The organism is Acidimicrobiales bacterium (genome assembly GCA_036491125.1).
GTDB lineage: Bacteria > Actinomycetota > Acidimicrobiia > Acidimicrobiales > AC-9 > AC-9.
Genome location: DASXCO010000215.1, coordinates 1 through 12,997, shown reverse-complemented (window position 1 = coordinate 12,997; position 12,997 = coordinate 1). Strand labels below are relative to the sequence as shown.

Genomic DNA, 12,997 nt, shown 5'->3' with positions numbered 1-12,997 from the left:
CTCCGCTCTTGGTCAGAAGCGATTCTCAATCGTCGACTGCGGGGCGTTCCGGAGCAATGAGGATCGGGCGTCGGGTATGCGACGCCAGAGTGTGAGAGACGCTGCCAAGCAGAGTGCTACGTAGAACGCCCCGACCCCGTTGGCCGCATACGATCAGGCGTGCTGAGACGTGGTCCGCTGTCTCCAAGATGGCCCTGGGAATCCCTTCGAAGGACTCAACGATCATCGGTGAGGCCTCGTGTCCGTGCTCCCTCCCCCGGAGCGCTCCCTCTTCCGCCACTGACCTTGCATACGACTCTTCCTCGGCGTCCAGGTCTGCTCCCGTCGTATTGCCCACCGCGAAGGCGCCGGCAAGAGCCAAGCGCGTTGCGACAGTCTCCCAAACCGTGAGCACAACAACGTCGGCCGGTCGGTTGATCAGATCCGCCGCGGCTCTCATGGCTTCTCGCGATCCGTCAGAACCGTCGAAGCAGAACAGCACCGGACCATTTTGACTTCCTCCCGTCATGACATTTGCCTTTCTCTCCTTGCGAGGTCTCGGACCCTACGAGGCCAACAATCTGTCGGGTTGCCCTCGCGAAATGACGGGTCCGTTTCATTTTTGCTGGCGCCGCATGTCGGTTGAGCTCAATCGCCTGATTAGTTCGGTTCATCCAGAGGAGCTTGGGTCGCCTTAACGCCATGGCGTTGCGGGCCGCGTATGAGTGTCGGCTGCTGTCGCTCGTCGGAATGAGGAGGGCGACAGGGTAGCGCCACCGCCGGGCGGCGTCGCTTTGACCACGTCCGTGGCGCTCATGAGAACGCGGTCGGGTCGGTACCGAACTGCTCGAATGAGCTGGCCGGGGCGGAGATGGACTCGCTGTCTGGCCAGGGGCTTCGCCGGGTCGAGTAGGCGCGTTTTTCGTGAGCTGGCGCAAGCCGGGTGGGCAACCTTGCTTGGGCTAAATGTCTGATCCCAGCCTGGAGCGGTCATAGATCCACCCTCACAGGCCGATGTCTCCTGCCCACTGGGTGCTACGGTTCACGTACTGCCCCCTCTGGCGGACGCGGCGATTGGTCCATAGGGGTGGAAGTCGCTTCTCGGCATCCGTGCATGCGTGTGGGCGTGACCTACTTGGCTGTAGTCAGAGAACGAGCCAGCGCGCCTGCTGTGTCTTTCCCTGCTTATGTCCAGATCGGCTAGGCGGGCGAAAGAATCGTGTGATGACTTGTCTTCCACGGGGGAGGGCTCTCGATTCGGGCCGTCCTAGCATCCGGACTACCGAAAGGCGACAAATCTGCCATGAAGACTCTACGCAAGTGGGGCGCTGTGGGCGCGCTGACCGCCGCCGCCGCACTCCCGGTCCTAGCCATAGCCGGGACCGCTTCAGCTGCTCCGGCAGGCAACAGCGCAGCCGCCCATGCCTGCCAGAAGGGCGGCTATGCCAACCTCCAGGGCACCGACGGCACCCTGTTCAGCAACGTCGACGACTGCGTCAGCTATGCCGCTCACGGTGGCACACTGGAAGCCATCCAACGACAACCGTCGGTTTCACTGAGGTTCACCGCGAGCACTGACATCAACTTCTGCAACGCGAACGTCACCCTCAGCCACTTCGCTCCGTTCACTGCCTACTCGGGCACGTTCACCGTCGAGTCCCTCCCCGGGTTCCAGAACTTCGGGCCTCTGCCCCCCACCGACGCCAGCGGGAACGTCACCGCAGTCGCATTCAGCTACGCCAAGCAGGGCAACACCACGCACATCACCGTCACCGTCAACGGCCTGTCTTCACCCCCGGTGTCCATCGAGCCCTGCCCCTAACCGATCACAGCACCAGCGCAAGATCTAGTTCGATGTGGACGGCGGGACTTTACAGAGTCCCGCCGTCCTGTCGCGCGTTTCGATGCTGAGAGTGAGCCCCTAGCCCCGCCAGTTGGACCGATGGCAGGTTGTCATCTTGAGTGTCAGATCGTATGTGAAGGACTCGTGGCCGTCCTTCGGTCCTCCCCTCTGGGGGACCACTCCGGGTAGTGGCCACGCCCCCATAGGCCCGTCCTCCCTGCGCCTCCAACCAGCTGAAACGCGCGGTATCAGCTCGCCGCATGGCAAAGACATCCCCCCCACCGTCGCTACACCGCCGACAAGGATCTACTCATAACACGCCTGCGGTGACTAGTGGGCGTCTCCACCTTGCCGATCATCAGGTGGTTCGAGGCGTCAGCGGACCACAGGCGCTGGCGCCTCGAACCCGGGCTACGGCGAGAGCACTGAGAAGGCTTCTGGGGCAAAGTGCTCGCTGATGACGAACAAGAACCCTTCGCCCGACAAGCGGTAGCGCCGCCACAGGACACGGTCGTTCCCGACGTCCTCCAGTTCGAAGGCCGCTGCAATGTCCAGGACGGTGAGGATCTGGCCGAGGCCGTGGATGCGCGCATCGATGAGCTCCCTGAGGTCTTTGCGGTCCACCTCCAGGGTCGCCGACGCTCGACACACGACCTGTCCGGTGTCCTTGCGGTACAGGTCGGTATGACGCTCGTAATGACCAGCATCGCCGCGGTGCTGGTCGATAACGCGGATCAACACCGGCGTGGCGAAGTAGGCGGACAATGTGCCCTGGAGCGTCCCCACCGTCGCCATCAGGACTCGCGCGACCGGAGGGAACCTGGCGATCGTACGGAGCATCCCTTCGGGATCGAGAGCCTCTGCCATCCGCCTCACTCGATTCAGCCGGTGGAGGGGTCGGTTCTTGAGTGAACCTACCCCGGTGAGTATGGCCTCTAGTTGCCTCTCGAGGAGGATAGGTCTCGCACAGCGGTGTCCTCTAAAGGGCCTGTCCACCAGCCTGGGGTTCGGCGGACGGTTATCAAGGCGGGGTCCGTCGGAGCCGCCGATCCCTCTGGGAGACCGTGGCCGAACATCCGATCCGTGTTGCCTCGGATCGAGGTCTGTAAACTTCGGATTGAAGGAGCGGCTTCCAGGGTCCGTTGGCTGACACGATCCCAAGGCCACGCTCTCGCCGCGCTGCTGATGCGCCGCGAGGTCGCTGCGCTGGGCCATCAGCTGGGTCCGCGCTGCTCACCGCAGCTGGGGGTCAGGCCAACTCCTGGGTAAAGACGTGGATGCCTCGAACCATGCCGCCCTCGCGGGTGCGCTGCAAGGCGTCGCTCGGCTCCGCCGTGGTGGTCGCCGGAGGAGGCGGTGGGGCGGGCGGCAGCTTCCAGGACATCACCAATCAGATCAACCCCGGGCTCGCTCCACGGTCGGTTGTGACTGGAAGCAACCGGCGACCGATCATGCTGCCGGCGCGGCGCAGACTTCCGCCGCCGTCTTGATGAGCTGGGTCACCTCGTCTGGGTGCGAGACCATCGCCACGTGGCTGGAGGGGACTTCGATGGTGGTGGCGCCCATGCGGCTCGCGAACATGCGCTCAGCGTCGGGCGGGATCGCCTCGTCCTGCGTGGCGACCAGGTACCAGGAGGGCAGCGACTTCCAGGCCGGGACACTCATGACATCGTTGAAGGCCGACGTGGTCAGGGGCTGCTGAACGGCGTACATCGCCTTTGCCTTCACCGGGTCGACGTCGCCCGCGAAGTGCTTCACGAAGTCGTCCTCGGTCAGCCAGGCGAAGCCCCGCTCGTCGGTGAAGAGGTGTACCAGTGCCGGGGTGGGAGGGCCCTGCGACAGCAGCGCGCCGAGCGATTCCCCCTCGTCAATTCCGAAGGCGGCGACGTACACCAGACCGACGACGCTCGGGGCGTCCGTGCCGAGGGCGGTCATGATCTGGCCGCCGTAGGAGTGACCGGCGACGACGGTCGGGCCGTTCTGGAGGGCCAGCACCTCGCGCAGCCTGGCGACGTCATCCGCCAGAGCGGTCATCGGAAACTGGGGCGCTGTGACGTTGCACCCCTCGGCCTGGAGGTGCTGGATGACATCGCTCCAAGAGGAGCCATCGGCCCACGCGCCATGCACGAGGACGATGTTGGGCAGGTTGGTCATTTCTCTCTTCCTCCTTGGTTGGTCGGTAGGTGAGGGTCGTGGTTCTGGGCCAGCTCGGGCCGATTCACGCTCTGATGAGGAAGTCCTGGACGAGCTGGGCGAACTCGACCGGCCACTGGAACACGAAGCCGTGTCCGGCGTCGTCGAAGATGCGGACCCGGGCGTTGGGCAGGTGGGTACCGAGGATGTGGGCGTTCTCGGTCGGGATGATGGTGTCGTTGTCGCCGCTGGTGACGAGCGTCCGCTGCCGGATGCCGGTCAGGCGGGCCAGCTTGCACGGCTCGGGGATGCACCAGTCCACGAGAGCGTCGTACTGGGCCGTCTGGGCTTGGTGGCCTACGGGTAGATCGCGGTCCTCGGTGCGATCCTGCAGTCTGGAGAGGTAGTCCATCCCCCTCCTGCGGCTCGACTCGGTGAGCGAAAAGATGCTGAGGTATCTTTCGGCGCCCTCCTCGCGAGCGTTGACCGGAGCGGCAATGTCGAAGGGGCCGCCCGGAGGGTAGGTTCCGCCCCCGCGAGGGCCCGTAGCGGCCACCACGAGGCGTCGGACCTGCTGGGGCCGCAGCAGCGTGAGCTCCTGGGCGACCATCCCGCCGATCGAGTATCCCAGCAGGTCCACGCCCCCCAGGCCGAGGGCGTCGAGAAAGCTGATGGCGTCTCGGGCCATCTCGGTGACGGTGCAAGGGGTCGTACCGCCCGAGAGTCCCACCCCTGCGTTGTCGAAGAGGATGACCTCTCGCCGCGAGGCCAGGGAATCGACAAGCAGCGGGTCCCAGTTGTCGAGGTTGCCCCGGAGGTGCTGGAGGAGGACCAGGGGCATCACTCCCTCCGAGGGCTCCCCGAAGCGTCTGTAGGCGAACCGCACCCCGACAGCGGAGTCCACCGACCGGTTGGGGGTGGTGGTGGCCGAGATCGCATCCGCGGTCGTGGTCACGCTCGTTCGCCCTCCTCTCGATGCTGGGCCGGTGCGATAGCGCTCGGTAGCCGACGGTACGGCCAGTTGCCAGGACCACGCATCTAGCGAATGACCAGTCTTGCCACCGGGTGTTGCCGCGGGGGGCCCATCGACCTAGCGTTGGCGTATCGGGGGGTGAAGATGATGGCAAAAGGCGCAAAGCGGAGTACGGCAGGAGATCTGTCGGGCGACGTGCCGCAGTCTGACCGTTTGTTCGGACGGGAGCGCGAGCAGGGCTTGCTCATCGACCTCCTTGACCGCCCTGGCAAAGGAGCCGGCGGTGCCCTCATGGTGCGAGGGGTGGCTGGGATCGGGAAGACCGCTTTGCTGAGAGGGGCCATCGCCCGAGCGAGCGACGACGGCTTCGAGGTGCTGTCAGTAGTCGGTGTCCAGTCAGAAACCCGCCTCCCGTTCTCGGGACTGCACCAACTCCTGCAGCCGATACTTCACCTATGCGAGGCGCTGCCGTCTCGGCAGCGCGACGCCTTGCTGGGGGCTTTCGGCATCTCTGATGACGCCGCGCCTGAGCTGTTCTTGATTGCCCTCGCCGCGCTCGAATTGATCAGCAGCCGTGCTGACAGCTCACCCGTCCTGGTCGTTATCGAGGACGCTCAGTGGGTCGATCACAGCAGCAGCGAGATCCTTGCCCTCGTTGCGCGTCGGCTCGAGGCCGATCCGGCCGTGATGCTGATCGCGCTACGTGACGGACCGATGAGCCCCTTCGTCGACGCGGGGCTTCCCGAGTTGGAGCTGTTGGGACTCGACGACACGGCCGCCATGGCACTTCTGGATGCCCAAGTCCTTGGCCTCGAGCCCCTGCTCCGAGCTCGGCTTGTCGAAGAGGCAGTCGGCAATCCGCTCGCCTTGCTCGAGCTGCCGAAGACCCTTGGCTCAGAGCTGCTCGGCGGATACGAACTGCCTCCTTCGAGGCTGCCATTGACGGCTCGTCTGGAACGAGCGTTCGCCCTGCAGGAGTCCCAGCTACCGGCGACTACCCGCTCGCTGCTGCTGGTCGCCGCCGCCGACGACGGGAGCAGCCTCCGAGAGTTGCTGCGAGCTGCCTCCATCATCGAGAAGATGGAGATGACGTCTGGGGTCGTTGTGCCGGCCATCCAAGCCGAGCTCGTCGAAACAGACGGGACAGGATTGCGCTTTCGCCACCCTCTCGTGCGTTCTGCGACCTATCAAGCGGCGAGTCTGCCGCAGCGTCAGGCGGCGCATGCCGCCCTGTCGCAGGTTCTCGGTGGCCAGCCCGACCGGTCGATCTGGCACCGGGCGGCAGCGACCCTCGGACCCGACGAGCAGGTAGCGTCAGAGCTCGACGAGGCCGCCTCACGGGCACGCCGCCGCGGGGCCGTTGCCGTGGCGATCGCGGCCCAAGAACGCGCCGCTGAGCTGAGCCAAGGCCCCTCGCAACGGGGTGAGCGCCTGCTCGTGGCGGCTGAGATGGCATTCGAGCTGGGGCGGCTCCAGCTTGGACTTCGACTCCTGAAATTCGCCGGGTCTCTCGATCTGGCGGCAGAGCAGCGAATGCGGCTGTCTTGGTTGCGAGAGACCTACGACGAGGCCCGATGGTCCGGAACTTCGATGCTCGGCTCCTGTCTCGACATCGCTGACCTGATGAGGCTCGATGGGCGCGCGGAGCTCGCCATGAGACTCCTCGTCACCGTGGCCTTTCGATGCTGGTGGGGCAACCCCGATCAGGAGACACGAGCCGCGGTCGTCGCTGGTGCCGAACGCATTGGAGTGGACGAGGACGACCCAGCTCTCCTTGCGGTCCTCGCCCACGCTGACCCGGTGGGGCACGGGGCGCTGGTGATCGAGCGGATCTCACGAATGACCCCCGACGCCCGAGACGCCGCCGAGCAGTACCTCCTCGGATCGGCTGCCAGCGCGGTCTGGGCCTACGACCTATCGCTCGGTTTCCTCGATGCGGCCGCGGACGGTCTCCGGGCGCAGGGTCGTATCGGCCTGCTCGTCCAGACCCTCGTCTCCCAGGCATGGGCTGCCGTCCATCTGGCCAGGGAGCCGCTCGCTGTGGCTGCCGCTGGCGAGGCCTCACGCCTGGCCCGGGAGACCGGGCAGGTGCGCTGGGCCGCCCTTGGGCAGCTCGCTCGAGCCACGATCGCCGCCGAGCGTGGCGACTTCGAGGCTGCCGAAGCACTGGTATGTGAGGCGGAGGCGCTGCTGGTCCCCTTGGGTGCGACCCCGATGCTCGCCCTGGCGGAGTTCGTCCGAGGTCGCGGAGCTGTTGCCCATCAGCACTACTCCGAAGGCCTCGAGCACCATCGGCGGACTCTCGACCCGGCTGACCCCTCGTACAACCTGTTCGTGGGCGCCTGGGGGCTCTCCGATCTTGTCGAAGCGGCGGCCCACAGCGGCCAGACGGAGAGCGCCATGGCGTACCTGGATCAGCTGAACTCGCTGGTTGCGACGACGTCCGGCTCCTTGTTGCTCGCAATGGCCGGCTACGCCCGGCCGATGGTCGCCGACGACAGCGAGGCGGAGTCCCTCTACCAGACGGCAATCGAACGCGACCTGGCCAATTGGCCCTGCTATCGGGGCCGCATGCTGCTGTGGTACGGCAGATGGCTTCGGCGTCAGCGGCGTGTGGCAGAGTCTCGGACACCTCTCCGGACCGCCCGGGATGGCTTTGATGCGCTTGCCTTCCCCGCCTTGGCGAATACGGCTCGCCAGGAGTTGCGGGCATCTGGCGAGACGAGCGGCCAGCGAAGCCCCCAACCCTGGGATCAGCTCACACCGCAAGAACTGCAGATCGCTCGAATGGCGGCCGAGGGACTATCCAACCGCGACATCGGCGAACAGCTCTACATCTCGTCCAAGACGGTCGGCTATCACCTCAATCGGATGTTCACGAAGCTGGGGCTCACCTCGCGCAGTCAACTCCACACGGTCGTCGGCCCGGACGTCTTGTCGGCCTAGTGGCGTGTCCCTGCGGGCAGCAGATCACACACTGGGATATTTGCCGTGGTTGTCCGCATTGAGCCCTCCGAGACGGCCCAATGCCGTCAACGTCGGGCCGGGGACCCTATCTCCAGACTGGTCATTCGCTAGATGCCCTGCGGTAGGGGCTCGCCCTATCGTTACTACCGGGCGTCATGTCGCCTGATCGAGGCAGCGAACGGGAGGAACGACGATGAGCACGACCACTGCTGCGGTCTCCGCCACCACGGCCCCCAACCGGTCGGTGGACTCCGCGGCCGGGGTCCGGTTCGCCTATAGACGGTTCGGGGAGCCCTCGGAGAGAGCGATGCCCCTGGTCCTCCTCCAGCACTTCCGGGGCAACCTCGACAACTGGGATCCCGCCGTCATCGACGACTTGGCGGCCAGCCGCGACGTAGTGACCTTCGACAATGTGGGAGTAGGTGGAACGAACGGGACGACACCGAGCTCGGTGGAGGAGATGGCCCGCGGTGCCATCGACTTCCTGAGCGCCATGGAGTTCGACCAGGTCGACCTCCTTGGGTTCTCGATCGGGAGCTTCGTGGCCCAGGAGATCGCACTGGTCAGGCCGGCACTGGTACGCAAACTGATCCTGGCATCGTCGGCGCCAAAGGGTGCAGCGGGAATGCACGGTTGGGCGCCCGAGGTCATCGGCGCCGTGGGCGCTCCTGAGGTGAGCTCCGATGGGGTGCTCGACGTGTTTTATGCCCGGTCGGATTCGAGCCGGCAGGCTGGCGGGCAGGCCCTGCAGCGCTTGTTCGCCAGAACAGAGGACCGGGACCAGCCCACGACCTGGCAAACGCGGCAGGCGCAGTACGACGCCGTCTGTACGTGGGGGATCCCCAACCACGCGTTGCTGCAGAGGCTGAGCGCCATCGGGATCCCAGTGTTCGTGGCCAACGGCGACAGTGACCCGATGATCCCTCCGCATTACTCCTACCTGGTCGCGGGACTGATTCCACAGGCCCGGGTGAAGATGTACCCCGATTCGGCGCACGGGTTCCTCTTCCAGCACCACCGCGAGTTTGCAGCCGACGTCGAGGCCTTCCTTTCCGATGGCGACAGCTGACGACGGGGTCATCTCCCGAGCCAGCGACGTGGTCGCCGGTCACGACGGGAAGCCCCGCTGTGTCTGGGCCGGAGCTGGCGATACCGCGTTCGGCCGCTACCACGATGAGGTCTGGGGTACGCGCACCAACGACGAGTCGGAGATGTTCGAGGCACTTACCTTGGGTGTGTTCGAGGTCGGGCTCAGCTTTTCGATCGTGTTCGGCAAGCGGGACGCATTCCGGAGGGCCTTCCACGGTTTCGACATTGCGAAGGTCGCGGCGATGACGGGTCGGGATGTCGACCGCCTGCTCCAGGACTCGTCGATCATCCGTAACCGTGGCAAGATCCAGGCCACTGTCGACAACGCCCGTGCGATGAGGTCCGCGTCGCCCAGCCTTGTAGCGCTCGCGAAGTCCTACGAGACCACCCGCAAGCGTGCGCCGCTATCCGTCGCCGACATCCCCAAGTCAACGCCGAAGGCCGATGCGTTCGCCAAGCAGTTGAAGTCTCAGGGGTACCGTTTCGTAGGGCCCACAAGTGTGTATGCCTTCATGCAGAACGTCGGCGTGGTCAACGACCACATCCATGGGTGCTTCCGGGCGACCGACTTCTCCCAACACCCAACAAAGGCCCGCGACCGTTGAAGGTCGCAATCCGCCGTGGGAGTAGCAATGGCATTCAGGACGCCTGGCTGCCCGAATCGCAAGCGAGAAGGTCAGATCACTGCGCTAGACGAGTCTCAGACCCCCTCAGCCGAAGAACCTAACTGCTGAGGACGGGAACAGGCGCAGCGTTCGCGCCGTGTCGACCGGCAGCCGCTCGGCGAGGGTCACCGTCAAGGCGCCGCTTTTCACGCTCCAGTCGACACCCCCGCTAATACCTAGAAGCCTGACATCGCGCACCCCCGAAGCGTCGACGCCGCGGAGCCCGAACTCGGCGAGGCTGGGCGTGTCGAGCAGTACTGCGTAAACGGCATCGCGGCCCATCGTAAACCGCACCTCTGTGCCCTCTGACGTCGTTGTCGAGGACGTCTCCCAGGGGTGGCTGTCGAAGATTGCCTCACCATTCACGTGGAGCCATCGTCCAAGGCCGAGGAGCGGAGCTTGTTGCCATTCAGGCACGGAGCCGTTGGCTGTTGGACCGACGCCGATCAAGAGATTGCCATTCTTGCTGACTATGTCAACGAACGACCGGACCAATTCTGTGGTCGAGAGGAGATCAGCGGGATCCTCGTTGCGGTTGGCACCGAAGCTGTGCCCCAGGCCACGCGTCGATTCCCACTTCCTGTCGACTATCGAGGGGTACCTCTCGTACTCCGGGGTCGAGAAGTCGGAGTGCCTGGCACCACGGAAGGTCAACTGCTTGCGCCTCTCGGGAATCAGCCACCAGAGACGCTCGATGAGGCCGGCAGCCATCCCCACCAGACCGTCCCACAACGCTCCTCGTGGGAGTGTGGACTGGGTCCAACGGTCGTTCACCACGCCTTCGGCCACGGCGTTGTAATAGAACGCGAAGAGGCCAGGGAGATCCCCTTCAGCGGGCCAGCCGATGTCGTTCCAGAGCACCGACGGGTGATACCGGTCGATCAGCTCCCGCACGTGGGCATCGGCATACCGGGCATACGTCCTGCCCCCGGGCGCCGCCAGGATGGCATCGGCAGCGCCGCGAAGCACTGCCCCGTTGAACGGCCAGTCGTAGCCACCCGAGTAGTAGAGCCCCATGCGCATTCCCTGGGAGCGCACGGCCTCGGTGAGTTCTCCCACGAGGTCGCGCTTGGCGTGGTAGGCGTCCTTCAGGGGATGGGGGATAGACGTCGGCCAGAGACAGAAGCCTTCGTGGTGCTTGGTGGTGAGCACCACGTACCTGGCTCCGGCGCGGCGACACAAGTCGGCCAGACTTGCAAGGTCGGCGCCGGACGAGGCGAGGTCGAATGGGTCGACGAAAGCGTCATACGGGGTGGCACAGCCGTACGTCTCGGCGTGGTGGCGCTGCGTCGGGCTTCCCTCGAGCTGTACCGTGTTGGCATACCACTCGGCGTACGGATTGTTCCGCAACAGCCAACGAGGGCCGTGATCGCGAAGAATCGTCTGAATGTCGGGCACCCGGGGAGCCCAGCCCGGAACCGAGTAGAGGCCCCAGTGAAGAAAGACCCCGAGCTTGGCCCCCTCGAACCAGCCCGGGACCGGATGAGTGGCCACGGACTCCCAGGTCGGCTCGTAGCTCATGGTCGGCTCCAGGAGAATTGTAGCGACGGCTCGGCCGTCGATCGGGGCGTTCGGCTGAGCGGACTTCTGCGTCATGGCGCTGTGAACCGCGTGGTCGAATGCGGCCTCGTGCTCCCCAAGGGGCGCCGTCAGTAGACCGGTCTACTAAATGCGTGGACGCAATGGACTGCCTGAGCGAAATCGCTGACTCCAGCCACCTCAGTGGACTGGGTGGACGCAATGGACGCAGCCCTGGTCCTTCCTTTGCTAGGCGGAGGAGGAAGGATCGATCCACGACCCCTGCCTCGTCGACGCGGTTTGGTGTTACCCGTCGCTGCTGCTCGGACCTGCTCACCGCCTGGCGGCGTCCTCCCGGAGATAATGGACGAGCCCGACCACGTCGTCGGGCACGAGCCGACCGATTGCGCCACTGGAGTACACACTGACGACGACCCGACCGGCAGGATCGAGCACGAACCCGGTGGACTCGAGATACGTCGGGTCGTCGTTGACGAAAGCCCCAGTCGCCTCGGCGATGGCCCGCGCGTCGGCACTGTGGCCGACCGGGAACTCCAGCCCGTGCTTGTCGATCAGGGCCTTCGTGGTGGGTTCATCGTCGACTGACAGGGCCACGACTCGCGCGTCCACGTCGGCGAGGCTGTCTCGTGCTCGCTGGAATGCCCGTAGCTGGGCGTTGCAGTACGGGCACCAGGAGCCCCGGTAGAAGAGGACTACACCGAAATGCTTGGCGAGCGCGTCGGGAAGCCGTAGCGGTTCTGCGCCGGTTGGAAACACCGTGAGGCTAGGGAACGTATCGCCCGGATGCAGCAGTGTCATTCGGTTTCCTTTCATAGGCGGATCGCCGCCAAAAGTGAGCGCTTGAACTGGGGCGGTGGATCCCGCGATCAAACAGGAACTTGCCCGGGATGAGTACCGGTGGCGGGATGTGAGTCCGACACGTCCCAAATCTCGCCCGTGGCGGCGCTGGACAGGTGCGCCAGCAGTGACGAGGCAGACTGATCTGGAGTGATGAGCGAGCCCTCCCGGTACGACCGGTCGAAGCGCTCGTGTAACTCGGCGCCGACCCGCGCCGGGTCTTGCTTTCGGATCCAGGCCTGCATGGCGGTGTCGACCGACCCGGGTCGGAACGCGTTGACGGTGACGCCGCTGCCGGTTAGTTCAGCAGCCAGGTTGATCGTATGGGCCTCCAGTGCAGCCTTGCTGGAGGCATAGGCGTTCCCGCCGATCATGACCTCAGGGTGCGCGGCCACCCCGCTTGAGACATTGACGATACGTCCCCAACCTCGATCGAGCATGCCGGGCATCAAGGCGAAGCTGAGCGCAGCGGCAGCGACGACGTTGACAGTGATCGAGGCCCTCCATTCGGCGGGGTCGACCATGACGCTCGGTCCGAGGGGCCAGACGACCGCGGCGTTGTTGACGAGCACATCGACTGTGCCGAGCTCGCCGTTCGCGAATCCCACGACTCTGGTGACCTCGTCAAGATCACCAAGGTCTGCGCGAATGGCGAGCGCGCTGCCTCCGAGCCCTTCTATCCGATCCTTCGTCGCCGCAAGCTCGTCAACGGAGCGTGCAACCAAGGCGAGCGCCACGCCCGCCCGGGCGAGCTCCAGCGCGATGCCGCGCTCGATGCCCCGTCCGGCCCCAGTGACCAGTGCCGTCCAGCCGTAGAGCGATGTGGTCATGTTCGGTTTGCGGCGTGGTGACCCTCGCGTCTTACCTCCAGTTGTCAGCGCCGGCCAACATCGTCGCTACGCAGGCGGGTGGTCGCGTCGCGAGGGCACCGTCGGCCGCTTCCCATTAGGATTCCGTCATGGTGCGAAGGGA

At 65.3% G+C, this 12,997-nt stretch carries 11 protein-coding genes; 4 read left to right on the top strand and 7 right to left on the bottom strand.

The genetic code is table 11. The features are described from left to right. The first annotated feature begins 1,282 nt into the window (after nt 1–1,282). Complete coding sequence (locus VGF64_17075; protein HEY1636475.1) at nt 1,283–1,801, top strand: hypothetical protein; 519 nt, start codon at nt 1,283–1,285, stop codon at nt 1,799–1,801. Nucleotides 1,802–2,233: 432 nt separating this feature from the next. On the opposite strand, the gene VGF64_17070 is transcribed toward VGF64_17075, so the two are convergent. The 4 genes from VGF64_17070 to VGF64_17055 form a co-directional block, all read right to left on the bottom strand. Then, entirely contained in the window at nt 2,234–2,689 is a 456-nt protein-coding gene (locus tag VGF64_17070; GenBank protein HEY1636474.1) for a hypothetical protein, read from the bottom strand. A 382-nt stretch (nt 2,690–3,071) separates the two neighbouring features. After that, nucleotides 3,072–3,206 carry a hypothetical protein gene (locus tag VGF64_17065; GenBank protein HEY1636473.1) on the bottom strand — a complete coding sequence of 45 codons (135 nt, stop codon included), beginning with the start codon at nt 3,204–3,206 and terminating at the stop codon, nt 3,072–3,074. A gap of 65 nt (nt 3,207–3,271) precedes the next feature. Next, a complete protein-coding gene (locus VGF64_17060; protein ID HEY1636472.1) occupies nt 3,272–3,976 on the bottom strand; it encodes an alpha/beta hydrolase in 705 nt (234 codons plus the stop codon). Between the two features lie 64 nt (nt 3,977–4,040). After that, the gene (locus VGF64_17055) at nt 4,041–4,910 is read right to left on the bottom strand and encodes an alpha/beta hydrolase (protein HEY1636471.1); all 870 of its coding nucleotides are present in this window, start codon (nt 4,908–4,910) and stop codon (nt 4,041–4,043) included. Between the two features lie 213 nt (nt 4,911–5,123). On the opposite strand from VGF64_17055, the gene VGF64_17050 reads away from it, so the two are divergent. From VGF64_17050 to VGF64_17040, 3 genes are all read left to right on the top strand, one after another. Beyond that, the gene (locus tag VGF64_17050; protein HEY1636470.1) at nt 5,124–7,874 is read left to right on the top strand and encodes an AAA family ATPase; all 2,751 of its coding nucleotides are present in this window, start codon (nt 5,124–5,126) and stop codon (nt 7,872–7,874) included. Nucleotides 7,875–8,088: 214 nt separating this feature from the next. Then, nucleotides 8,089–8,964: an alpha/beta hydrolase gene (locus VGF64_17045; GenBank protein ID HEY1636469.1), complete on the top strand. Its 876-nt coding sequence runs from the start codon at nt 8,089–8,091 to the stop codon at nt 8,962–8,964. Nucleotides 8,965–8,992: 28 nt separating this feature from the next. Beyond that, a complete protein-coding gene (locus VGF64_17040; protein ID HEY1636468.1) occupies nt 8,993–9,589 on the top strand; it encodes a DNA-3-methyladenine glycosylase I in 597 nt (198 codons plus the stop codon). Between the two features lie 105 nt (nt 9,590–9,694). On the opposite strand, the gene VGF64_17035 is transcribed toward VGF64_17040, so the two are convergent. The 3 genes from VGF64_17035 to VGF64_17025 all read right to left on the bottom strand — a co-directional run bounded on the left by VGF64_17035 (nt 9,695) and on the right by VGF64_17025 (nt 12,855). Further along, nucleotides 9,695–11,170, bottom strand: coding sequence for an alpha-L-fucosidase (locus tag VGF64_17035; protein HEY1636467.1), 1,476 nt, complete (start codon nt 11,168–11,170; stop codon nt 9,695–9,697). 330 nt (nt 11,171–11,500) lie between these two features. Further along, on the bottom strand, nt 11,501–11,986 hold the full coding sequence (locus VGF64_17030; protein HEY1636466.1) for a peroxiredoxin family protein: 486 nt from the start codon (nt 11,984–11,986) through the stop codon (nt 11,501–11,503). 68 nt (nt 11,987–12,054) lie between these two features. Then, nucleotides 12,055–12,855: an SDR family oxidoreductase gene (locus VGF64_17025; protein ID HEY1636465.1), complete on the bottom strand. Its 801-nt coding sequence runs from the start codon at nt 12,853–12,855 to the stop codon at nt 12,055–12,057. Nucleotides 12,856–12,997 lie beyond the last annotated feature (142 nt).

What these genes read in the sequence shown, in the direction of transcription:
- VGF64_17075 (HEY1636475.1), top strand. Translation starts at nt 1,283, where the DNA reads ATGAAGACTCTACGCAAGTGGGGCGCTGTGGGCGCGCTGACCGCCGCC.
- VGF64_17070 (HEY1636474.1), bottom strand. Translation starts at nt 2,689, where the DNA reads ATGGCAGAGGCTCTCGATCCCGAAGGGATGCTCCGTACGATCGCCAGG.
- VGF64_17065 (HEY1636473.1), bottom strand. Translation starts at nt 3,206, where the DNA reads ATGTCCTGGAAGCTGCCGCCCGCCCCACCGCCTCCTCCGGCGACCACC.
- VGF64_17060 (HEY1636472.1), bottom strand. Translation starts at nt 3,976, where the DNA reads ATGACCAACCTGCCCAACATCGTCCTCGTGCATGGCGCGTGGGCCGAT.
- VGF64_17045 (HEY1636469.1), top strand. Translation starts at nt 8,089, where the DNA reads ATGAGCACGACCACTGCTGCGGTCTCCGCCACCACGGCCCCCAACCGG.
- VGF64_17035 (HEY1636467.1), bottom strand. Translation starts at nt 11,170, where the DNA reads ATGAGCTACGAGCCGACCTGGGAGTCCGTGGCCACTCATCCGGTCCCG.
- VGF64_17030 (HEY1636466.1), bottom strand. Translation starts at nt 11,986, where the DNA reads ATGACACTGCTGCATCCGGGCGATACGTTCCCTAGCCTCACGGTGTTT.
- VGF64_17025 (HEY1636465.1), bottom strand. Translation starts at nt 12,855, where the DNA reads ATGACCACATCGCTCTACGGCTGGACGGCACTGGTCACTGGGGCCGGA.